Here is a 21,724-nt window from a genome sequence, read left to right on the forward strand (position 1 = left end):
CTCCACATTCGATTTAGCGAAGGCTGACCACGTTATCGGCTTCCTCGCGCTTGCGGCTGCCGTCGTAGAGGCTCGCCATCGGCTCGTCTTCGACCACGATCCGCTCGGCCGCGCCGAACCCGTTGAAGTCGGTCTTCATCGCCGCGCCATAGGCTCCAAGCATCCCGATCTCGATATAGTCGCCTGCCTGGATGTCCTCCGGCAAGGGAAACGGACCCTTCATGTAATCCGCATCGTCGCAGGTGGGACCGTAGAAGGCGAAGTCCATCTCCGGCTTGATGAGATCGTCCTCCAGCGCACGCACCGGGAAGTTCCAGCCGATATGCGCGGCATCGAACAACGCACCATAGGCTCCGTCATTGATGTAGAGCTCGTCACCGCGGCGTTTTTCGACGCGCACCACGATCGACGAATACTCCGCGCACAGCGCGCGGCCCGGCTCGCACCACAATTCGGCATTGTAGGCGATGGGCAGCGAATAGAACTGCTTGTGGATGATCGCGAAATAGTCTTCCAGCGGCGGCGGCTCCATACCCGGATAGACCGAGGGGAACCCACCGCCGACATCGACCATGTCGATAACGACACCCGCTTCGGCGATGGCGACGCGCACCCGCTCCAGCGCTTGGACATAGGCGAAGGGCGTCATTGCCTGACTGCCCACGTGGAAGCACAGGCCGAGCCAGTCGCAATGCTGCCGCGCTTCCTGCAAGAGTGCAGGCGCTTCGGTCAGGTCGCAGCCGAACTTGCTCGCCAGCGACAGTTCCGAATATTCGCTCGATACGCGCAGGCGGATACACAGCCGCAGGTCCGTTGCCGGTTTTCCGTCAGCATCACGGCAAGCCTCGACGATCTTGTTCAGTTCCTCGACCGTATCGAGGCTGAAGGTGCGGCAGCCATGCTCGTGATAGGCCTCGGAAATTGCGCGCGGCGTCTTGACCGGGTGCATGAAGCACAGCTTCGCCTCCGGCAGGGTGGAGGCGACCAAGCGCACCTCTGCGATCGAGGCGACGTCGTAATGCGTGACGCCCGCATCCCAGAGAACGCGCAGGAGATCAGGCGAAGGATTGGCCTTCACCGCATAGAGCGACTTTCCGGGAAACTTCTCGACGAAGAACCGCGCCGCACGGCGAGCTGCGTGCGGACGGTTGAGAATGACCGGTTCGTCGGGCGCGAGGGCGCGGACTACAGCCGTGGCGTCGGGAAAATGGTGCAACTCAAGGGACCCCCTAAACATCGAAGTTTGTTCAAGCCGGCGAGCATTGGGAAGTCCCCTGTTGTGCAGGGGCTCGTCAGCGGAAGCGCGCATATAATCTTTCGTCACGGATTCGCAACGGATATTCGTGGCTCCGTGTCCGAATTATGCGGCCAATCGGGCAATAGCGCGGATGCGCTGACGCAGCCCTGAACGATGCGGCCTCGTGCGCCTCAACTCAGGCGGTTGCGAAAATCCTCGTAACCGAAGGAGCGCACCTGTTCGAGCGTGTCGGTTTCGCTGTCCCACAGCCAGATCGAAGGCAGCGGGACGCCGTTGAACGTGTTGGTCTTGACCATGGAGTAATGCGCCTGATCGAGAAAGGCGATCGGCTTGCCGACCTCCGCCCCGCCGACGATCCGGTAGTCGCCGATGACATCGCCCGCGAGGCACGATGGCCCGCCGAGCCTTACGGCGGGAACGTCCTCGCCCGTCGCTTCGCCCAGCATCGCCGGGCGATAGGGTGCTTCGATCACATCGGGCATGTGGCAAGTGGCAGAGATGTCGGTGATGGCGACGGGTACTTCGTTGAACCCGGTATCGAGGATCGTCCCGACGAGGATGCCCGCATCGAGCGCCACCGCCTCGCCCGGCTCGAGATAGATTTCCGCGCCGGTGTCGTCCTTCGCGTCCCTCAGGAACTCGACCAGTTCCTCGCGCTGGTAATCGGCGCGGGTGATGTGATGCCCGCCGCCCATATTGATCCATTTGATCTGGCCGAACCACGGTTCGATCGCGTCGAAGACCTTGTCCCAGGTTGCCTTCAGAGGCTCGAAATCCTGCTCGCACAGATTGTGGAAGTGGATGCCGTCGACCCCCTCCATGTGTTCTTCGGTCAGCTGGTCGATGGGAAAGCCGAGGCGGCTGCCGGGCGAGGACGGATCGTAGCGCGGCACTTCGCCGGTCGGCACCTGCGGGTTGAGGCGCAGGCCGACATCGAAGGTCTGACCGCTGCTCCGCGCATGGTCGAGGATGAGGGCGGCGCGGCTCATCTGCCCCGGAGAATTGAAGATCACGTGGTCCGACAGCCGGCAGATCTCCTCGAGGTCCTCCGGCTTGTAGGCCGCGCAATAGGTACTGATCTCGCCGTCGTAGAACTCGGAAGCGAGCCGGGCTTCCCACAGCCCGCTGGTGCAGGTGCCGTCGAGATATTCCCCGATGATGGGCGCCGCGGACCACATGCTGAAGGCTTTCAGCGCCGAGAGCATCCTGATCTCGGCCGCGTCCCGGATTTCGGCAAGGATGCGGCAATTCTCCCGCAGCTTCGCCGCATCGACGACGAAGGACGGGCTGTCGACGCGCGTGGGGTCGAAATGGGCGAAGGCGCCCGGATCGCCGGCTCTCGTTTCCATCAGAAGTCGACCGGGCCGTCCAGTTCCTTCACGTCCCACGGCAAGCCGTGCTCGTTCAGCATCGCCATAAAGGGGTCGGGATCGAACTCTTCCATGTTGAAGACGCCCTCGCCCTGCCACTTGCCCTCGACCACCATCGCGCTGCCGATCATCGCCGGAACGCCCGTCGTGTAGCTGACCGCCTGGTTGCCGGTCTCGCGATAGGCTTCCTCGTGGTCGCAGATATTGTTGATGTAGAAGGTCTTCTCACCCGAACCGTCGAGCGCCTCGCCGGTCGCGATGACGCCGATATTGGTCTTGCCCTTGGTCGTCTCGCCCAGCGTTTCGGGCTTGGGGAGCACCGCGGCGAGGAATTGCAGCGGGATGATGTCGCGGCCCTGATACTTGATCGGCTCGATGCCCGTCATCCCGACGTTCTGAAGCACGGTGAGATGCTTGATGTATTCGTCGCCGAACGTCATCCAGAACCGCGCGCGTTCCAGTTCGGGGACGAACTTGGCGAGGCTTTCTAGCTCCTCGTGATACATGAGATAGGCGTTGCGCGTTCCCACTTCCTCGAAGTCGAAGGCGGTGCGCACCTGCATCGCCGGGGTCTCCACCCATTCCCCGTTTTCCCAGTGGCGCGCCGGGGCGGTCACTTCGCGAATATTGATTTCCGGATTAAAGTTCGTCGCGAACGCCTGCCCGTGATCGCCGCCATTGCAATCGAGAATGTCGAGCTGGCGGATCGTCTTCAGTTTGTGCTTCTTCAGCCACATGGTGAAGACGCTGGTGACGCCCGGATCGAACCCGCTGCCGAGCAGCGCCATCAGCCCTGCCTCCTTGAAGCGGTCGTGATAGGCCCATTGCCACTTGTACTCGAACTTCGCCTCGTCCTTCGGCTCGTAATTGGCGGTATCGAGGTAATCGACCCCCGCCTCGAGACAGGCATCCATGATCGGCAAATCCTGATAGGGTAGCGCCAGATTGACGACGAGCGCCGGCTGCACCTTGCGAATGAGGTTCACCATCGCCGGGACTTCCTCAGCGTCGATCTCGTAGGTCCTGATCTCGACCCCGGCGCGGTCCTTCACGCTCGCCGCGATCGCATCGCATTTTGACAGCGTCCGGCTCGCCAGGCGAATGTCCGTGAAGATGTCCTTGTTGAACGCCATCTTGTGAACGCAGACCGAGCTTACCCCGCCCGCGCCGATTACCAGTACTCTTGCCATGCCGTGTCAGTCTCCAGATCGTGTCGCGACGCTGCGTGCGCCGTTTCCGGTCCGCGCATCGTCCTCATGCGCGCCTCCCTAATCGAATGTTCGGGCGGCGTAAAACGATCCGAGCGAAGCGGGCACAACCAACGCGCCGCCTCACTGCTTCGATTGACAAGCCGCCCCCTCGCCCGGCATTCAGGCGCGACCGGCACAGGGGCCGGAGGCAAAGGCCAAAAGGGGAGGCACGAACATCATGCAGGCTCAGATACTCGCACCCGCCGCAGTGCTTATCGTGTGGTCGCTCATCGTCCTGTTCTGGATGGCGGGCAAGCGCCTGCCTGCGATGAAGCAGGCGGGAGGCGGCCTCGGCAAGGCGAAGCCGGGCGGCCGCGGACAGGATCTGGAAGGCGTGCTGCCGGACAGGATCAACTGGCCGTCCCACAATTATGCGCATCTCATGGAACAGCCGACGCTGTTCTACGCGAGCGTCCTCATCCTCGCCATCATGGGAGCGGCGGCGATCGACGTGCTGCTTGCCTGGATCTACGTCGCGGTCCGCATAATCCACTCGCTGTGGCAGATCCTCGTCAACACGATACCCCTGCGCTTCCTCCTCTTTATGATTTCCACGCTGGCGCTGTTCGTGCTGGCCCTGCGCGCGGCCTATGCCACGCTGTTCCACGACCCCGGAGTTCTCGCATGATTGAAGCACAAATCCTGCAACCCGTCGTCGCGCTATTCATCTGGACGATGGTCATGTGGGCGTGGATGTATGCCACGCGGATACCCGCGATGAGCCGTCTCAAGGTCGATCCGGACACGATCGTCCGCGATCCCGACGCCTCGCTCGACCGGCAATTACCGGCAGAGGTGCAGTGGAAGGCGCATAACTACAATCACCTGCACGAGCAGCCGACGGTGTTCTACGCCGTGTGCATCGTCCTGGCGCTGATCGGCGCAGGCGATGGCATGAATGCGCTGCTCGCCTGGATCTACATGGGCATCAGGGTGATGCACTCGATCGTTCAGGTGACGGCGAACAAGGTCATGGTCCGCTTCGTCCTGTTCGCGGTATCGAGCCTTGTGTTGATCGTGCTGATCGTCCGCGCCGCATTGGCGATCTTCTAGCCTGCACCAGAAGCGCGTACCGCCGCCCCTTTAAAAGGCGCGGCGGGTTCGCAGCCGGACCTATTCGGCAGCTTCGGCGGTCGGCAATTCGTCGCGCGCGAACTCGATCGTGGCGAGATAGCGTTCCGCGTCCAGCGCCGCCATGCAGCCCGTTCCGGCCGCCGTCACCGCCTGACGATAGGTATGGTCCATGACGTCGCCACAGGCGAATACGCCGGGGATCGAGGTCTTCGGCGTACCCGGTTCGACCAGCAGATAACCGCTGTCGTCCATCGGCAGCTTGCCCTTGAACAGTTCGGTCGCCGGGGCATGGCCGATCGCGACAAAGGCTCCGTCCACCTTCAGCGTCGAGGTTTCGCCGGTCTCCGTATCGCGCAGTTCGAGGTGATCGAGCGCGCCGTTCTCGCCTGCGACGAATCGCTCGACCGTCTGGTTCCACATTGGCGTGATCTTGTCCGATTTGAGCAGGCGTTCCTGCAAGATCTTCTCGGCGCGCAATTCGTCGCGGCGGTGGATCAGGGTCACGTCATCCGAATGATTGGTGAGGTAAAGCGCCTCTTCGACCGCGGTATTGCCGCCGCCGATGACCGCGACCTTCTTGCCGCGATAGAAGAAGCCGTCGCAGGTTGCGCAGGCCGACACGCCCTTCCCGCCAAGTTCCTGCTCGCCGGGAACACCGAGCCATTTCGCCTGCGCGCCGGTTGCGATGACGAGGCAGTCGCCGATATATTCGTCGCCGCTATCGCCCACCGCGCGGAAGGGACCGCCGCCTGCGACATCGACTTCGGTAATCGTGTCCCACATCATGCGCGTGCCGACATGCTCGGCCTGCGCCTTCATCTCTTCCATCAGCCACGGCCCCTGAATGACGTCGCGAAAGCCGGGATAGTTCTCGACATCGGTCGTGATGGTAAGCTGGCCGCCGGGTTGCAGACCCTGAACGACGATCGGTTCGAGCGCGGCGCGCGCGCCGTAGATCGCGGCGGAGTAACCGGCGGGACCGGAACCGATGATGAGCATCTTGGTGCGATGGGTAGCCATTGATCTTCTTCAGTCGTGATTGAACGAATATGCTCGCGAAACGGGGGAATCGCCCGCTTGCGAAGTGCGGTGGCAGCCTATCGGAGACTGCCGCTTGCGTCACCCGATGTCGTCACGTTTCCACCAGATGCAATCGCAGCGCATCGCGCTTTGCATCGTCGACGCCGAGTTCCTGCTCGAGAAAGGCATCGATCGAGCCATAGCGCTCCGTCACCGCCTTGCGCGATGCTTCGAGATACCGCGCATCGACGCCCATCAGAACGCGGATCGTCGCATCGTCGATGTAGCCCCACCGGGCGCTGAGTGCGCGCCTGCCCGCTTCGAGCCGCGCATCGATGTTGCCGGCGGAATTGGTCAGGAGAAAGTCCTCCATCGCATCGTCGGGATGGACGCCGAGCGCATGGTGCAGGAAATCCACCGCCATGCCGGTCCGGTCCTTGCCCGCGTGGCAATGGACGAGGCTCGCCCCCTCACCGCTCGCCAGCACGTCGAAATAGCGACGTAGCATGGTGAGTAGCGGTCGGCGTTCGGGCAATCTCGAATAAAGCTTCGTCATTGCGCGATGGGCGCCCGCTTCGTCGAGGACGCCGCCCGCCGCCTCTTCATGCGGTGCCAGGGCAGCCGTCTCGCCCTCGTAAACGTGAACTTGTGCAGCGAAGCCCGGCCCCCGGCGGCAGGGGGCGCGCTGACGCTCCCCCTCTCCGCGCAGATCGACCACATGGGCGAGCGCGAGGGCGTCGATCGCCTGCAAGTCCTGCTCGCTCGCCTCGCCATGCTGGCCCGAGCGATAGAGGAGCCCGGTCTTCACCCGCCCCCCGTCCTTCGTCGCATAGCCGCCATAGTCGCGGAAATTGTGAACGCCCGAAAGGGGAAGGACGCGAGACTCGGAATGTCGGGAGAAACTGTCGGCCATGGGTGGCGGCTTGGCAGGATGGTCCGCGGCTTACAAGAGCGGCGCAGGGGTTGGAAGGCGAGGCAATAGGTAATTGTCCCTATGCCCTGCGATACTCTCGCTTGAACCGTTTTGGCCTACTTTTCTTCTCGCAGCGACGGACGGCGAAAGGACATCGAAGAATGGCACGGATACTGATAGTGGATGCGGACGATCTGGCAGGAGACCTCGCCGCGGACATGCTGGAACAGGCAGGTCATATCTGCGGCGTCGTTCCTTGCGGCGAAGCTGCGCTGCGCCTCGTCGAACTGAACCGGCCCGGCTGCATCCTGCTCGATGCCGGACTGCCAAAGGATGGCGCGGCGCGCTTCGTCGAGCGCCTGCGCGCGATGCCGGGAGGAAGCGAGGTACCGGTCATCCTGATGACGAGTCCGGTACTTGCCGGACAGGGTGCATCCTTCGGCAAGGGCATCGCTGGCGAGATCGGCAAGCCCTTTGCCCGCAACGCCCTTCGCCGGGTCGTGGCTGAGGTGCTCGATACGCAGCTCGCTACGGAAAGGCGGCAAAGCTTGCGGGGATGGCTGACGGAAAGCATGGCAGTAAAGCCGGTGGCCAAGGGACGATTTGCGGTGTCGCAAACGCAAGTCGCTGCGCTGCCCTCCTTCGCCTGAAGTCTTCCCGGTCTAAGCTACGCCAACTCCGGGCTCGACATCGTTGAGGTGCAGTTAGGCATCAATCTGGAAGAACGGGATAATCGCGGTGCGATCGCTGGGGATTTAGCCTTTATTCCAACGAGTTATCGCGATCTCCTGCTTCGGGGACGAGGATCATGGTGTCACCTTCGACCCGCCAGCTTGCAAGGCGCGACAGGACGTTCATGCCGATGACATTGGTCCGCCCGAGGTTGGGGGCAATGACCGCATCGACATTATTTGCACTGATATTTCCGAAGCTTAGTTCTTCTACTTCGGTAAGGCTCGCAGCGATCGGACCGTTCGCCGTCTCCAGCCTGATCGTCCCGATTCCGCTCCGACCTTCCAGACCCGCCCGATCCGCCGTTTCCTGCGAAATTGCCGTCAGCGTCGCCCCTGTATCCACGAGGAACGCCGCTGGCTCGCCGTTTATCGAGGCTTCGAGCCAGAAATGCCCGTCATTGCTCAAGGAAACGCGCGTTTCCCCGCCTTCCACCGTCTGCTCCGAGCCGCCCACCGCCATCGCGAAACGCGGATCGATATGCGACAACTGCAGCACTACGACCACCAGCACGATGCCGAGAATAAGCGTGCTCGCGGTCGACACCAACCGCCCCAGCGCGACCCGGCGACGGACCATCATCGTGCCGATCCAGCCGATAAGGATTGCGAGAACCGTCACGGCGAGCAGTTCGCCTTGCGGTACGGAAGCGACGGATTCACTGAGATCGTCGAAGAATTCGCTCATTTGCATGTTCGCGTCTTAGCATGGGCGGCGGCAACCGACGATGAACGACCGTCCATCGTCACGGGGCGTTACGCGGGACCGCCGCCTCCGCCAGGATCAGCGAGAACCTGCCGGCTTCGTCGAGCCATCGCCGCGTGGGCGTCCACCCCCCGGCGAGGAGGAGCAGGTTGCTGCTGCGATCGGTGAACTTGTGGCTGTTCTCGGTATGGATGGTCTCGCCCTTGTCCATCGAGAAGTCTCGCCCTGCGACGCTGAAATCCAGCGGCTTCTCGGCAACAAGGTGCATCTCTACCCTCGCAAGACCGTCATTCCAGCGCGCTTCATGGCGCATCTGTTCGACCGGAATGGTTCCGCCTAGTTCGCGATTGATGCGCCGCGCCAGATTGAGGTTGAACTGCGCCGTTACGCCCTCTTTGTCGTCATAGGCTGCTTCGAGCGTCTCGATATCTTTGATCAGATCCATACCGATCAGGAGCAACGGCTTGTTCTCACCGCTCGCTTCCGCCCCGTCGAGCATCGTCTGCCGCATCGAGCGCAGCAGATCGGTCGCGGTGCGCGGAACCATGTTGCCGATCGTCGAACCGGGAAAGAAGCCGAGTTTCGGAAGATCGCGAACCGCACCGGGCAAGTCGACCTCCCGCATGAAATCCGCTTCGACGGGATGCACCGGAAGATCGGGAAAGCGCTGCTGCAAATCTGCGGCCGCCGCCCGCAGGAAATCGCCGGATATGTCGAGCGGAACATAAGCTGCCGGATCGATCGCTTCGAGCAGGAGCGGGGTCTTAACCGAACTGCCCGAGCCGAATTCGACGACGGCCCGGCCCGTCCCGATCGTGTCGCGAAACTCCGCGCCATAGCGCTCCAGTATCTCGGTCTCGGCACGGGTCGGATAATATTCGCGGACCTGCGTGATATCCTCGAACAATTGCGAGCCCGCATCGTCGTAGAGCCACCGGGCAGGTATCGCCTTTTGCGGCTGCGACAGCCCGTCGAGGACGTCGCGGCGAAAGGCACGATCAACGCCGTTCTCGTCCTGATCGACGATCTGCATGGTCTGTATCGTGCTCATTACAAGTCTTTCGCGAGGCGCAGGCCGGTGAACTGCCAACGCTGATGGGGGTAGAAGAAGTTCCGGTAGGAGGGTCGCGAATGTCCACGCGCGGTCGCACAGCTCGCCCCGCGCAGGACGTTCTGCCCGCTCATAAATTTGCCGTTATATTCCCCGATCGCTCCGTCGGCGATCCTGAAGCGGGGATAGGGAAGATAGGCGGACCCCGTGAACTGCCAGCAATTACCGAACAGCCCGTCTCCCTGCGCTTCTACCCGCGGGTGCGGAATTTGCCAGGACGGATCGGAAGCCGGAACGTCCAACTGGTTCCCCGCCATCGGATCATGTGCCAAGCGCTCTTCTTCAGGCCGCTGGCCACGAGCAATTGCTTCCCATTCCGCTTCGCTCGGCAGTCGATGTCCCGCCCATGTGGCGAAGGCATCTGCCTCGAAATAGGAGATATGCGTGACCGGGGCTGCCGGATCGCGGGCTTCCCACCCGGCGAGCGTGAACTGCTCGTCATCGCGCCAGTAGAGCGGCGCTTCGATGCCATACTCCTTCACCCAAGCCCAACCGTCGGACAGCCACAAACCGACGCTCTCATAACCGCCGTCGGCAATGAATTCCGCCCATTCGCCATTCGTCACGAGCGTTTTCGAGAGAGCGAAAGGTTCGAGGATCGTGCGATGGCGCGGCCCTTCGTTGTCGTAGGCAAAGCCGTCGCCATCATGGCCGAGCAATGCGATGCCGCCGAGATGTTCGTACCAGCCACGCGACTTCGGTTCGCCAGGTTGGGCTTTCGCCGCTTCGCTTCGATCCCACATCGCAGGACCAAGCGGGTTCTGGAACAGCGCGTGTTTGATGTCGGTCAGCAGGAGTTCCTGATGCTGCTGCTCGTGAGCGATACCAAGTTCGATAAGCGGCGCGAGTTCCTCGCGGTCGCAAAGTTCGCCCATCGCGTCGGTCCCATGGCGGCGATAGGCGAGGATTTCGTCCAGCGTCGGGCGCGACAGCATTCCCCGCGCGAACCGGTCGATTCGCTCTCCTTCGGCTTCGTAATAGGAATTGAAGAGGAACGCCCAGTCCTCGTGATAGGCGTGATGGTCGCTCGTGTTGTCGCGGAGCAGGAAGGTTTCCCAGAACCACGTCGTATGCGCCAGATGCCATTTCGTAGGCGAGGCGTCTTCCATCGATTGCAAGGTGGCATCGGCATCCGAAAGCGGGGCCGCCAAGGCCTCAGTCAGGCTTCGCATGGCCCGGAAGCGGTCGGAGAGACTTCCGCTAACCCAGCCCGGCGCATCGGCCCGCGGGGAAGCTACGACAGTTTCAGCTTTCGTGCTCATTCCCGCGACGTTGCCCGAAAGCTCAGCCGTTTGAAAGCATTACCGGCCTAACTTTTTGAAGCCGCGATTTGGAAACGACGAAAACCGGCGTCAGCTCAGGCGGCTTCGGTTTGCTTCTCGCGTCCTTGCGCGTTGAGCATATCCGCCATCAGGAACGCCAATTCGAGGGATTGCGCCGCGTTGAGGCGCGGGTCGCAATGCGTGTGATAGCGATCGCCAAGCGCATCGTCGGTGATCGCGACCGCACCGCCGACACATTCGGTCACGTCCTGGCCGGTCATCTCGATATGGATGCCGCCGGGATGCGAGCCTTCCGCGTGATGGACGGCGAAGAAACTCTTGGCTTCAGAAAGGATGCGATCGAAGGGCCGTGTCTTGTAGCCGCTTTCCGACTTCACGACGTTGCCGTGCATCGGATCGCACGACCAGACGACCGGATGCCCCTCGCGCTGGACGGCCCGGATAAGGCGCGGCAGCCCGGCTTCCACGCCTTCGTGACCGAAGCGGCTGATCAGCGTGATCCGCCCCTCCTCCCGCTTCGGATTGAGCGTATCGAGCAGGCGCAACAGTGCGTCCGGCTCGAGGCTCGGGCCGCATTTCATCCCGAGCGGATTACCGATGCCGCGCGCGAATTCGACATGAGCGCTGCCGTCGAAGCGCGTCCGGTCGCCGATCCAGACCATGTGCGCGCTCGTGTCGTACCAGTCGCCGGTCAGGGAATCCTGCCGCGTCATGGCTTCCTCATAAGGCAGCAGCAATGCTTCATGGCTCGTATAGAAGCTCGTTCCCTGAAGCTGCGGCACGGTCGCAGGATCGATCCCACACGCCTCCATGAAGTCCAGAGCCTCGCCGATCCGGTCTGCGGTTTCGGCGAACTTGGCAGCCCAGGGCGAGCGTCCCATGAAGTCCAGCGTCCACTGATGAACTTGTCGCAGATTGGCGTAGCCGCCCCCCGCAAAGGCACGCAGCAGGTTGAGCGTCGCCGCAGCCTGCGAATAGGCACGGACCATGCGCGCCGGATCGTTCGCTCGCTCCTTCGCGTCGAATTCGATCCCGTTCACATTGTCGCCGAGATAGCTCGGCAGCGTGATACCGTCTTTCGTCTCCGTGGGGGAACTGCGCGGCTTGGCGAACTGTCCCGCCATGCGCCCGACCTTCACGACCGACTGCTTGCTTGCGAAAGTCAGGACGACGGCCATCTGAAGGATGACGCGAAACGTGTCGCGAATGTTGTTGGGGTGGAACTCAGCGAAACTTTCGGCACAGTCGCCGCCTTGCAGCAGGAATGCTTCGCCTCGCGCGACCTGCGCGAGATCGGCCTTCAGCGCACGCGCTTCGCCGGCGAACACGAGCGGCGGATAGCTTTTCAGTGTCCGCGTAGCGTCCTGCAAGGCAGCTTCGTCCTCGTAAGCCGGCAGGTGCCGTGCTTCGAAGGATTGCCAGCTATCTCTCTTCCAGCTCTGCGACACGTAAGTTCCGTCCCTTGGTTGCGAGTATCAAGTTGCGCCAGCATAGCACAGGCCCGCGCGGCGCAATGGTCGTAAATCTTTTCCCCGCGCAAGCTGCCGTGTCGGACTACCGGGCGTTGGGCTGCGCGACGCCGCTCGACCCGCCCGCGACCGATTCCGGCAATACAGCGAGGCGCCAGCCCTCGTGCGAGCCGAAATACTTGGCTGCAAGCTGCTGCATCGTCTCGGGCGTGGTCCGCGAATAGTCGACACCCACGGACCGTGCGAGATTGATGAGCCGCGGATCGGCCGTCGCACCCTCGATCTGGTAGAGCCAGAAGAGGTTGCCGGTCGACGAACGCTCGATCGCCTGCCGCAGGGGCTCGGTCACACGCGCCAGCTCGTCCGCCTCGACCGGGTTGGCGATGAGGTCCTGAGCGATGGCGTTCGCCTCGTCGAAGAAGACCGGCACGTCCGCCGGGCGCAATTGCGCAAGAGCGAGGATGCGGCCGCCGCTGTCGACGTCGGTTGGCCAGGTCGCACCGACATTGGGCGAGTAGCTGGCTCCTACGCGCTCGCGCAGCGCGTCGAGCAGGCGGTTGTTGAACAGCTGGGTCAGAATCTCGATCTGCCGTCCTTCGCGCAAGTTGGTAACGCCCCCGCCGGTAGGCCAGGCAATGACCGCGGCCGCCTGGTCGGGATCGCCGCGATGCGTCAGGATGCGCGGTCCCTCCTGCGCCTCAGGGAAAGCCGGGATCGCGGTAAGGTCGGCATCCGCCGCCGGCTCTCGCGCATCAAGAGCGCCGAAGGTCTTGGCGAGACTACCGATCGCTGCTTCCCTGTCGAAGTCGCCGAAGACGATGACCTCTACCGGACCTTCTTCGAGCACCGGGGCCCAGGTCTCGCGAAAGCCCTCCGCCGTCATCTGCGAAAGCGTTTCGGGACCGGGCGTGCGGAAGCGCTGATCGCGATCGCGCAGCAAATATTCGAGGTCTCGGCCCAATACCGCCGCGGGGCTCGTCTCGAAACTTTCGTAGGACAGGCGCGAGGCGGCAATCGCCCGATTGACCGGATTGGAGTCCCAGCTCGGCATGGCGAGCTTCGCGGCGAACAGATACAACTGGTCCTCCAGATCGTCGCGCCGGGTTTGCGCGAAGAAGGAGAAGGAGCCGTCGTCGACGCCGAGATCGAAGCCCAGCTTGCGGCCCGTCGCGAGCCGGTCGATTTCTTCCTGCCCCAGTTCGCCGATGCCCGAACCGATAAGGGCCGCCGGTCCCAGACCGATATAGGGGCCGTCTTGTGCATCGAAGGATTCAAAGCCGTTTCCGAAGCGGACCTTCACCGAAACGCGGCCGGGCTCCGCATCGGTCGACCATAGCAGCGCCTTGACGCCATTATCGAAGGCGACCTGTTCAATGTCGAACAGGCCGGTGGGGCGGCGCTCGACGACTTCGCCCGGTTCGCCGATCGGCGGCAGGTCATCAAAGCTGATTGAACTCGCGGCAAGTCGCGCCGAACCGTCGGCGGAGACCGGTGCGGCCAGTGCCGTCCGGACCGCCGCTTCGCTCGCATCAGCGCTGTCGGGTGTCACATAGGTCGCGCGCACTACGGCGCCGTCGAACAATGCGCGTGTGTGTTCGAGGATGGCTTCCGGGGTAACCTCGTCGACCATTCCGCGAAAAACGGCCAGGATCGTTTCCGGCCCCGCCGTGGTCTCGCGAATATCGACCGCGGTGACGATGCTGTCAGCAAGCGCCGAGCCGGGCTGGACTTCCTGCTGCTCGACTGCGCTGGCGAGACCGATGTCGAACTCTGCCACTTCGCGTGCAATTTCTTCGTCCGTCGGCGGAGTTGCGAGGGCGTCGGCAATCACCCCGCGAACGTCGGCGAGTGCTGCTTCCCAATCGTCGCCGAGCGGCGCGAAGCTGACGAAAGTCGCATCGGTGCTGCGGCTTACGTCTTCCTGCTGGACCTGCGCATAAAGGTAGTTTCCTCCGCCACGCGCACGGGCCTCGAGACGGCGGTTGATAAGCGCCTGCGCAAGGCCGTCCATCATCAGCCCCTCGTTATAGACGATGGTGTCGACGACCGGTCGCCAAGGACGCATGACCGCATAAGTGAAGTTGCGTGGAACGTCCGGTTCGACGATGACCGCAACCTCGCCGACGGGGTTCGCACCGGTACCGCCGGCAGGCGCTACCGGATCGCCAAAATCGGGCGCGGGAACGGCAGCGCCTTTCCCTTCCCAGCCTTCGAACCATTTCTCGATGAGGGCGGCGGAAACCATCGGGTCGATGTCGCCAGCGACGGAGATGACGGTGTTTTCAGGCCGATACCAGCGGTCGTGAAAGTCCTCGAGAGAGTTGGCGGTCGCTGCCCGCAAGGTTTCTTCCGTTCCGATCGGCAAGCGCTTCGCCAAGCGCTGGCCCGCGAACAGCGTTCCGCGCACCTGTTCTCCGACGCGCTGCGCCGTGCCGCCGCGTTCGCGCTTCTCGGCAAGAACGATGGGCAGTTCCGCCGCGACGTTTCCGGGGCTGAGGACCGGTTCGCGGATCATACCCGACAAGAGCTTCAGGCTCTCGGCGACCTTTGCGACGGAGGCGTTGGGCAGGTCCAGCTTGTACACGGTGTGGGTCGGCGATGTTTCGGCGTTCGTGTCGCTGCCGAACGTCGCTCCGAGACGCTGCCATGTCGCAATCGCTTCGTTCGGGCCGAGATACTCGCTTTCGCGGAACAGCAGATGTTCCATCAAATGCGCGTAGCCCAGTTCGTTGTCGCGTTCGTGGAGCGAACCGGCGTCGATGCGGATGCGGATCGAGACTTGCCCCGGCGGCACCCCGTTCAGACGCGTCGCATAGCGCAGACCGTTGTCCATCTCCCCGAAAACCCATTCGGGATCGGGGGGAATGTCGCTGTTCTCGAACAGCCAGGGCGTCTCGTTCTCGCTCTGGACGAAGCGCGGCGCCGGGACCTCTTCGACGGTCTCTGCGGGGGCCGGAAGCGGTTGGGCATGAAGGGCGATGGGGGCGGCACAGAGCAGCAGCCCGAGCGAGAGGCGACGAATGTCGCGCGAAAGTCTGGTCATGGGAAAGCGTTATAATATCGGGGACAATGAAGGACCAGTGAATGTCGCACCACGGCTTGCGACTTGTGCGGCTCTTACCTACATCGGGCCCATGTTCATCGAAACTGAAACCACCCCCAATCCGGCCAGTCTCAAATTTCTTCCCGGCCGCGAGGTCATGCCGTCGGGAACGCGTGAATTCACGTCGCCCGAAAGTGCCGAAGCCAGTCCACTGGCACAGGCCCTGTTCGATACCGGGGAAGTCGTGAATGTCTTTTTCGGCAATGATTTCATCTCGGTAACGGCAGCGCCCGGCGTCAGCTGGAGCGCGCTCAAGCCGCAGGTGCTATCCATTCTGCTTGACCACTATGTCGCGCAAACACCGCTCTTCATCGGCGGAACGGCATCCGGCATCTCGGTTCCTCAGGAAGAGGACCTCGCGATCGAGGAAGACCCGGCGGACAAGGAAATCATCGAGCAAATCAACGACTTGCTCGAAGAACGCGTGCGCCCGGCCGTTGCGGGCGATGGCGGCGACATCGCCTATCGCGGTTACAAGGACGGCGTCGTCTATCTGGCGATGCAGGGCGCTTGTTCGGGCTGCCCCTCGTCTTCGGCCACGCTGAAGCACGGAATCGAGGGGCTTCTGAAGCACTATATCCCCGAAGTGACCGAGGTTCGCGCCGCCTGACACCCGTTTGCCGCGACGTTCCACAATGTCGTCTAAACCGCCCTCGAGGGCACCAAGTCCCCCTCTAGCGATGGATCCCCTTATGTCTAAGCAGTATCACGATAACCTTCTTTCCGACGACGCCCTCGACCAGCTCTTCCGCGAGGCGCGGACCTATAATGGCTGGTTGGAAAAGGACGTGTCCGAGGATCAGATGAAGCTGATCTACGAACTCGCCAAGATGGGTCCGACTTCGGCCAACATGCAGCCGGGCCGGTTCGTCTGGGTGAGAAGCGAGGAGGAGAAGAACAAGCTCGCCGACCTCGCCAGCGAAGGCAATCAGGACAAGATCCGCGCCGCCCCCGTCACGCTGATTATCGGTTACGACATCGACTTTCACGAGGAACTGCCCTGGCTCTTCCCGCACACCGATGCGAAAAGCTGGTTCGAGGGTGATGAAGAAGGCCGCGAGGAAGCCGCCTTCCGGAACAGCGCCCTGCAAGGCGCCTATGTCATCATGGCAGCGCGCGCGATCGGCCTCGATTGCGGCCCGATGTCGGGCGTCGACCTCGACGGCGTAACCAAGGCGTTCTTCGGCGACAGACCGAAGGTCAAGGCCGACTGGGTCTGCTCGATCGGCTATGGCGACCGGACCACCATTTTCGACCGCAGCCCGCGCCCCGACTTCGAGACGTTTAACCAGATCGTCTGACGAGAGGCGGAGGGGCGGAGCGGCAGCCGAGACGGGATCATGCGCAAACTCGTCATCGAAACGGCCAGCGAAGCCTGCTCGATCGCGCTGTTCGACGGTGACAAGCTCGTTGCGGCGGACCACCGCGTGCTCGGTCGCGGCCATGCCGAGCGGCTGATCCCCATGGTCGGCGCGCTGCCCGACCGCGGGAAAGCGGATGAGATTTACGTCTCGCTCGGTCCCGGCAGCTTTACCGGGACCCGCATCGGGCTCGCTGCTGCACGCGCGCTCGGTGTCGCCTGGTCCGCACGCGTGGAAGGCTTCCCCACCCTTGCCATCGTCGCCGCAGCCGCGCGTGAGAAACATGAGGAAAACGATCTCCTGGTAGTGATGGCTGGCGGTCACGGAGAATTCTTCGTCCAGCCGTTCGATGCCACGGGTTTGCCTCGAGCGGATCACGCTTCTCTCAAGCCTGAGGCGGCAGTAGAGCGGTTCGCTGACGAGCAAGTCTTCGTCGGCAATCGAGCCGAGGCGTTCGTCGATCTGCGCGGCAGCGGTCAGGCGCTCGAAATCCTTCCCGATGCACGCGCCTTCCCGGTGATGCCCGCCGAACTCCACATTGCAAAACTCGCCCCGATTTACGGCCGGCCACCCGATGCGAAAGCCCCGGTCTGAGACGATGGCGAGCGATCCGATCCTCCCCGCCGCCCCGGTCGAAGATATCGACCGCATGATGGAGATTATGGAGGCGGCGTTCGATCCGCGCTGGGGCGAAGCGTGGAACCGCCGCCAATTGTCCGACGCGCTAGTGACGCCTTCGACCCATTATCTCCTGTGCGACGTGTCCGGAAACTGTCCCGGCGATCGCGCTGCGGAGCAGGCAGGTTTCCTCCTGTCGCGTGCGGCTCCGGGCGAAGAGGAATTGCTGCTCGTCGCCGTGCGTCCGGAATATCGTCGCCGCGGTCATGCCGCGAAACTGATTGAGCGGTTTTTCCGCGACGCCGCCGCTCGGGGGGCGGAAGCGGTGTTCCTCGAAATGCGGGAGAACAACCCGGCGCGAAAACTCTATGAAAGATCAGGGTTCGAGCCGATCGGGCGGCGGCGCGGCTATTACCGCGAAAGCAATGGCGAGCGGCTCGACGCGCTCACGTTCAAGCGAAGCCTGCTTACCTTTCTATAGACTATTCGTCTGGAAAATTGTGACAATTCGATGTACGACGCTTGTATTGGCGAAGACCGTGTTCCAAGGGCGACGGACCCTCGTCAATAAAGAATCAAAAGAGGGGTCGCATGGAACAAATCAAGGTGGAACATGGAAAACTACGAAACGGATATGTCGGAGACTTTGATAACTCTGACATCGGACATCGTTGCCGCTCACGTCAGCAATAATTCGGTCGATGTAAGCGAAGTCCCCACGCTCATCAGTACCGTCCATCAGGCACTCGCCGGTCTCGGTCACGCGCACGCAGCGCCGCAGGAAACACCCGAACCGGCAGTCTCGGTCCGCTCCTCGGTCAAGAAGGACTACATCGTCTGCCTCGACTGCGGCAAGAAGATGAAGATGCTCAAGCGCCATCTCAGCACCGAGCATGACATGACGCCTGCCGAGTACAAGGAACGCTGGGACCTCGGGCCGGACTATCCGCTGGTTGCGCCGAATTACGCCGATACGAGACGCGATCTGGCGAAGAAGATCGGCCTCGGTCGGCAGCCCGGACAAAAGCGGGGCCGCAAGAAGAAGTCCGCCGACGCATGATAAGCGGGCGCCCTCTGCCCCCGAGCATCGAAGCGGAACTTGAGCGAAGCGCCCCGGCCCGATACAAAGCCGGGGCGCAGCTATTTTGAAGGAGCAGGCATTTCGTGGCGAACCGGATCGATGTCGAACAATTATGTGCCGAGCGCGGCCTCCGGATCACCGAACAGCGCCGCGTCATCGCCAAGGTCCTGTCCGACAGCGACGATCACCCGGACGTCGAATTGCTGCACAGCCGCGCTGCCGCCATCGATCCCAAGATTTCGATCGCGACCGTCTATCGAACGGTTCGCCTGTTCGAAGAGGCGGGCATCCTCGATCGGCACGATTTCGGAGACGGGCGCTCTCGTTACGAAGCCGCCCCGGAAGCGCATCACGATCACCTGATTGACGTCGAGACGGGTAACGTGATCGAATTCGTCGATCCCGAACTGGAATCCCTGCAAAAGCAGATCGCGGAGAAGCTCGGCTATCGCCTCGTCGATCACCGCATGGAACTATACGGCGTGCGACAGGACCGCGACAACTGAACGAGCCGGACGCCCCGAGCGACGCCTACGCACAAGTCCGGTCGCAAATCGGCCGGTCCGCCGCCTATGACGATCCCACCCGGCGTGCGGCCATGCAGGGCGAGGCGACGCCAATCGGACTTGCAGGCTGGATGCGCCTGATCGTGCGGGTCATCCTGCTGCTGGTTCTCATCCTGATTTTCGTACCGGCCCATTACGTCTATCGCATCTTCGCCTACGGCTCGCCCTTCCCCAAATACTTCCTGCGTTATACCGGGCGCGTGCTGGGCGCGCGGGCGAGAAATGTCGGCACACCCCTGAAGCGCGACGTCTTCTTTCTTGCCAATCACATAAGCTGGCTCGACATCCTCGTGCTTGCAGGGGCCAGCGGCACAGCGTTCGTGGCGAAGGCCGAGCTGGCGAAGGCACCGCTGGTCGGCTGGCTCGCGGGCCTCAATCGCACCGTCTTCGTCAAGCGCGAGAACCGCATGGGCGTCGCCGAGCAGGTGAACTTGCTGAAGGATGCGCTGGCGGACAACTGGTCGGTCACCATCTTTCCCGAAGGCACCACGACCGACGGCCATTCCCTCCTGCCGTTCAAGACCTCCATGCTGAAGGTCCTCGAACCGCCGCCCCCCGGCATCCTCGTGCAGCCGGTCGTCATCGACTATGCCGCCGTCGCCGAGTGGATCGGATGGGTGGGCGAGGAAAGCGGCGTCCACAATGCAAAGCGGGTCTTTGCGCGCAAAGGTTCCTTCCCCGTCTTCATTCACTACCTCGAACCCTTCAATCCGGAGGACTTCCCCGGTCGAAAGGCGATCGGAGCCGAAGCGCGGCACCGGATGGAAGCGGTCCTGCTCGACAATCTGGGCAAGCCCTTGCGCGATTTCGAGCATACCGTGGCGGCGATCCGCTATGCCGCGCCGCCCAAACCTCCGCCAACCGCCTAGAGATTCGCGCCGATCAGCCAGTCATGGAACGAGCGCACCGGGCGTTCCTCCAGAGAGCCGGGACGGCAGACGAACCAGTAGCTGTAGGGGCTTTCGACCTCGACATCGAACAGGCGAGCGAGCCTGTTGTCCGCCGCGCGCCGCAGGTGATCGTCATGCATGATCGCGATGCCGAGCCCCTGCGCCGCGGCTTCCAGCATCAGCTGGCCGGAATCGTAGTGATCGATAGCGGCGGGCTCGAAGTCGCTGATCTCGAGGGCGCGCTTCCAAGCCTCGAAGCTGGCCGGCAACTCGTTATGGATGAGGAAGGTCTGCTTCGACAGCGTCGCGAGGTCGACCCTCTGCCCCGAACCGTTGTCTTTCCCGTCCTCGCCCTGAAGGCGCGCCGCGATGTCGCGGCTGCAGATCGCGTGGACCATGTTGTGATCGAGGCGCACGGCGTGAAGGCGCTTGTCGGGACCCTGGCTGAGGATGATCGCGGCATCGAGCGTATCGCCCACCCGGTCTTCCAGATGCGGTCCGGTGTCGATGTCGATATGCAGGAGGGGATGGCGCGCCCGCAGTTCCGCGAGGCGCGGAAAGAGGCGCTGCGAGCCGAACAGCGGCAACACGCCCAGCCTCAGGCGCAGGACGGACAGATTGTCGGACTGCCCCTCGACTGCACGGGCAAGCGCCTCCAGATGCGGATCGACCGCGTCGTAGAAGGCCTGTCCGTCGTCGGTCAGCTGCATTGACTGGCGCGCGCGGGTGAACAGCTTGCGCCCGGTGAACTCCTCGAGATTGCCGATCCTCCGCGACAGCGCGCTTGGGCTGAGGCCGAGTTCCTCTGCCGCCGCCCGCGCTGAGCCGAGCCTGACGGTGCGCGAGAACGCCTCCAGCGCGCGCAGGGGCGGAAGCCGCCGATTAGCCATGGCAGCAACCCTTCATCGGAGGAACAACGCTCGAGGCGCCTGCGGTGTGCGTAACGAAGTCGTGCACACGCATCACCCGGCCTCCGCCGCTCGCGCTGCCTCGCGCATGTCCTCGGGTGCGTGGAGCCGCAAACGCTTCACATGGGTCTCGTCGCCTTCGGTCACTTCGATCCGCCAGCCGCTCGAATGGGTGAGGACTTCGCCCACCGGCGGCACCTGTTCGGCAAGGATGAAGGCAAGGCCTCCCAGCGTATCGACCGATTCGGCGACTTCGGCAAGCCGCGGATCGAGCGCATCGGCGACGTCGTCGAGTTCCGCGCGCGCGTCGCAATCCCAGACGCCCTCGCCCAGCGGAACGATCTGCTCTTCGGGCGCATCGTCATGCTCGTCCTCGATCTCTCCGACGATTTCCTCGACGAGATCTTCGATCGTGATGATCCCGTCGGTCCCGGAGAACTCGTCGAGCACCACGGCAAGATGCATCCGCTGCTGGCGCATGTCGGCAAGCACGTCGAGCGCGTTGCGCGTCTGGGGAACGTAGAGCGGCTGGCGCATCAGGGTCGTCCAGTCGGCGGGCGGATCCTTGCGCGAAGCGAGATAGGGGAAGATGTCCTTGATGTGCATCATCCCGATGACGTCGTCGAGGCTGTCGCGAAAGACGGGCATCCGCGAATGGCCATGCTCCGCGAACAGGGCGACCACCTCCTCCCAGCCGCTATTGGCGGGAATGGCGATGATTTCTCCGCGCGGCACCGCGACGTCGTCGGCATCGTGCTCGCTGAAGTGGAGCATGTTGCGCAGCATCTGCCGTTCCACCGACGATAGGTCGCCATTGCGCGGGACCGTTTCGCCCTCGCCCTCGTCCGAATGTTCGCCCTCATGCTCGTCGATCGCTTCCTCGAGCTGGGCGCGCAGCGAGCGGTCGGAATCCTCCACCCCCATCAACTTGCGAAGTGCGGGCCACAGCCCGCTGCTACTCTCCGCCTCTCCCGCGGTCGAGCTTCTCTCGTTATCGGTATCGGGCATGGCC

General features: G+C 62.9%; 22 protein-coding genes. 10 read left to right on the forward strand and 12 right to left on the reverse strand.

What is annotated here, in order from left to right:
* Nucleotides 1-13: 13 nt before the first annotated feature.
* The 3 genes from GRI38_RS06365 to GRI38_RS06375 all read right to left on the reverse strand — a co-directional run bounded on the left by GRI38_RS06365 (nt 14) and on the right by GRI38_RS06375 (nt 3,818).
* Nucleotides 14-1,216: a type III PLP-dependent enzyme gene (locus GRI38_RS06365; protein WP_160682493.1), complete on the reverse strand. Its 1,203-nt coding sequence runs from the start codon at nt 1,214-1,216 to the stop codon at nt 14-16.
* A gap of 212 nt (nt 1,217-1,428) precedes the next feature.
* The gene (locus tag GRI38_RS06370) at nt 1,429-2,607 is read right to left on the reverse strand and encodes a carboxynorspermidine decarboxylase (protein WP_160682035.1); all 1,179 of its coding nucleotides are present in this window, start codon (nt 2,605-2,607) and stop codon (nt 1,429-1,431) included.
* Nucleotides 2,607-3,818 carry a saccharopine dehydrogenase family protein gene (locus GRI38_RS06375; protein ID WP_160682036.1) on the reverse strand — a complete coding sequence of 404 codons (1,212 nt, stop codon included), beginning with the start codon at nt 3,816-3,818 and terminating at the stop codon, nt 2,607-2,609. Before GRI38_RS06375 ends, GRI38_RS06370 begins: the two co-directional genes overlap by 1 nt.
* A 238-nt stretch (nt 3,819-4,056) precedes the next feature.
* On the opposite strand from GRI38_RS06375, the gene GRI38_RS06380 reads away from it, so the two are divergent.
* On the forward strand, nt 4,057-4,506 hold the full coding sequence (locus tag GRI38_RS06380) for an MAPEG family protein (protein ID WP_160682037.1): 450 nt from the start codon (nt 4,057-4,059) through the stop codon (nt 4,504-4,506).
* Nucleotides 4,503-4,931: an MAPEG family protein gene (locus GRI38_RS06385; protein ID WP_160682038.1), complete on the forward strand. Its 429-nt coding sequence runs from the start codon at nt 4,503-4,505 to the stop codon at nt 4,929-4,931. The genes GRI38_RS06380 and GRI38_RS06385 overlap by 4 nt, the downstream gene beginning before the upstream one ends.
* 60 nt (nt 4,932-4,991) lie before the next feature.
* On the opposite strand, the gene trxB is transcribed toward GRI38_RS06385, so the two are convergent.
* Both trxB and GRI38_RS06395 read right to left on the reverse strand, forming a co-directional pair.
* Nucleotides 4,992-5,972 carry a thioredoxin-disulfide reductase gene (trxB, locus tag GRI38_RS06390; protein ID WP_160682039.1) on the reverse strand — a complete coding sequence of 327 codons (981 nt, stop codon included), beginning with the start codon at nt 5,970-5,972 and terminating at the stop codon, nt 4,992-4,994.
* Between the two features lie 112 nt (nt 5,973-6,084).
* Nucleotides 6,085-6,885: a tyrosine-protein phosphatase gene (locus tag GRI38_RS06395; RefSeq protein WP_160682040.1), complete on the reverse strand. Its 801-nt coding sequence runs from the start codon at nt 6,883-6,885 to the stop codon at nt 6,085-6,087.
* A 161-nt stretch (nt 6,886-7,046) separates the two neighbouring features.
* Here GRI38_RS06395 and GRI38_RS06400 point away from each other — a divergent pair, with 161 nt between their 5' ends.
* Nucleotides 7,047-7,535 (forward strand): response regulator, encoded by a 489-nt coding sequence (locus GRI38_RS06400; protein ID WP_160682041.1) that lies wholly within the window; start codon nt 7,047-7,049, stop codon nt 7,533-7,535.
* Between the two features lie 112 nt (nt 7,536-7,647).
* Here the strand turns inward: GRI38_RS06400 and GRI38_RS06405 are convergent, their stop codons facing one another.
* The 5 genes from GRI38_RS06405 to GRI38_RS06425 form a co-directional block, all read right to left on the reverse strand.
* Complete coding sequence (locus GRI38_RS06405; protein WP_237487363.1) at nt 7,648-8,304, reverse strand: retropepsin-like aspartic protease family protein; 657 nt, start codon at nt 8,302-8,304, stop codon at nt 7,648-7,650.
* A gap of 58 nt (nt 8,305-8,362) precedes the next feature.
* Nucleotides 8,363-9,373, reverse strand: coding sequence for an L-histidine N(alpha)-methyltransferase (gene egtD, locus GRI38_RS06410; protein ID WP_160682043.1), 1,011 nt, complete (start codon nt 9,371-9,373; stop codon nt 8,363-8,365).
* Nucleotides 9,373-10,695, reverse strand: coding sequence for an ergothioneine biosynthesis protein EgtB (gene egtB, locus GRI38_RS06415; protein ID WP_160682044.1), 1,323 nt, complete (start codon nt 10,693-10,695; stop codon nt 9,373-9,375). The genes egtD and egtB overlap by 1 nt, the downstream gene beginning before the upstream one ends.
* Before the next feature lie 95 nt (nt 10,696-10,790).
* The gene (locus GRI38_RS06420) at nt 10,791-12,164 is read right to left on the reverse strand and encodes a class II 3-deoxy-7-phosphoheptulonate synthase (protein ID WP_160682045.1); all 1,374 of its coding nucleotides are present in this window, start codon (nt 12,162-12,164) and stop codon (nt 10,791-10,793) included.
* Nucleotides 12,165-12,270: 106 nt separating this feature from the next.
* Nucleotides 12,271-15,228 (reverse strand): M16 family metallopeptidase, encoded by a 2,958-nt coding sequence (locus GRI38_RS06425; RefSeq protein WP_160682046.1) that lies wholly within the window; start codon nt 15,226-15,228, stop codon nt 12,271-12,273.
* Nucleotides 15,229-15,319: 91 nt separating this feature from the next.
* Between GRI38_RS06425 and GRI38_RS06430 the strand changes: the two genes are divergently transcribed.
* The 7 genes from GRI38_RS06430 (at nt 15,320) to GRI38_RS06460 (ending at nt 19,783) form a co-directional block, all read left to right on the forward strand.
* Nucleotides 15,320-15,898 carry a NifU family protein gene (locus tag GRI38_RS06430; protein ID WP_160682494.1) on the forward strand — a complete coding sequence of 193 codons (579 nt, stop codon included), beginning with the start codon at nt 15,320-15,322 and terminating at the stop codon, nt 15,896-15,898.
* 82 nt (nt 15,899-15,980) lie between these two features.
* On the forward strand, nt 15,981-16,589 hold the full coding sequence (locus GRI38_RS06435) for a malonic semialdehyde reductase (protein WP_160682047.1): 609 nt from the start codon (nt 15,981-15,983) through the stop codon (nt 16,587-16,589).
* Between the two features lie 39 nt (nt 16,590-16,628).
* The gene (gene tsaB, locus GRI38_RS06440; RefSeq protein WP_160682048.1) at nt 16,629-17,243 is read left to right on the forward strand and encodes a tRNA (adenosine(37)-N6)-threonylcarbamoyltransferase complex dimerization subunit type 1 TsaB; all 615 of its coding nucleotides are present in this window, start codon (nt 16,629-16,631) and stop codon (nt 17,241-17,243) included.
* Nucleotides 17,224-17,748, forward strand: coding sequence for a GNAT family N-acetyltransferase (locus tag GRI38_RS06445; RefSeq protein ID WP_237487364.1), 525 nt, complete (start codon nt 17,224-17,226; stop codon nt 17,746-17,748). The genes tsaB and GRI38_RS06445 overlap by 20 nt, the downstream gene beginning before the upstream one ends.
* 132 nt (nt 17,749-17,880) lie before the next feature.
* Nucleotides 17,881-18,327 carry a Ros/MucR family transcriptional regulator gene (locus GRI38_RS06450; protein WP_160682049.1) on the forward strand — a complete coding sequence of 149 codons (447 nt, stop codon included), beginning with the start codon at nt 17,881-17,883 and terminating at the stop codon, nt 18,325-18,327.
* Between the two features lie 104 nt (nt 18,328-18,431).
* Nucleotides 18,432-18,854 carry a transcriptional repressor gene (locus tag GRI38_RS06455; RefSeq protein ID WP_160682050.1) on the forward strand — a complete coding sequence of 141 codons (423 nt, stop codon included), beginning with the start codon at nt 18,432-18,434 and terminating at the stop codon, nt 18,852-18,854.
* A gap of 92 nt (nt 18,855-18,946) precedes the next feature.
* Entirely contained in the window at nt 18,947-19,783 is an 837-nt protein-coding gene (locus GRI38_RS06460; RefSeq protein WP_237487365.1) for a lysophospholipid acyltransferase family protein, read from the forward strand.
* Here GRI38_RS06460 and GRI38_RS06465 read toward each other — a convergent pair.
* Nucleotides 19,780-20,694: a LysR substrate-binding domain-containing protein gene (locus GRI38_RS06465; RefSeq protein ID WP_160682051.1), complete on the reverse strand. Its 915-nt coding sequence runs from the start codon at nt 20,692-20,694 to the stop codon at nt 19,780-19,782. The genes GRI38_RS06460 and GRI38_RS06465 overlap by 4 nt on opposite strands.
* Before the next feature lie 72 nt (nt 20,695-20,766).
* The gene (locus tag GRI38_RS06470; protein WP_160682052.1) at nt 20,767-21,720 is read right to left on the reverse strand and encodes a hemolysin family protein; all 954 of its coding nucleotides are present in this window, start codon (nt 21,718-21,720) and stop codon (nt 20,767-20,769) included.
* Between the last annotated feature and the right edge of the window lie 4 nt (nt 21,721-21,724).

This window comes from Parapontixanthobacter aurantiacus (assembly GCF_009827635.1).
Taxonomy (GTDB): Bacteria; Pseudomonadota; Alphaproteobacteria; order Sphingomonadales; family Sphingomonadaceae; genus Parapontixanthobacter; species Parapontixanthobacter aurantiacus.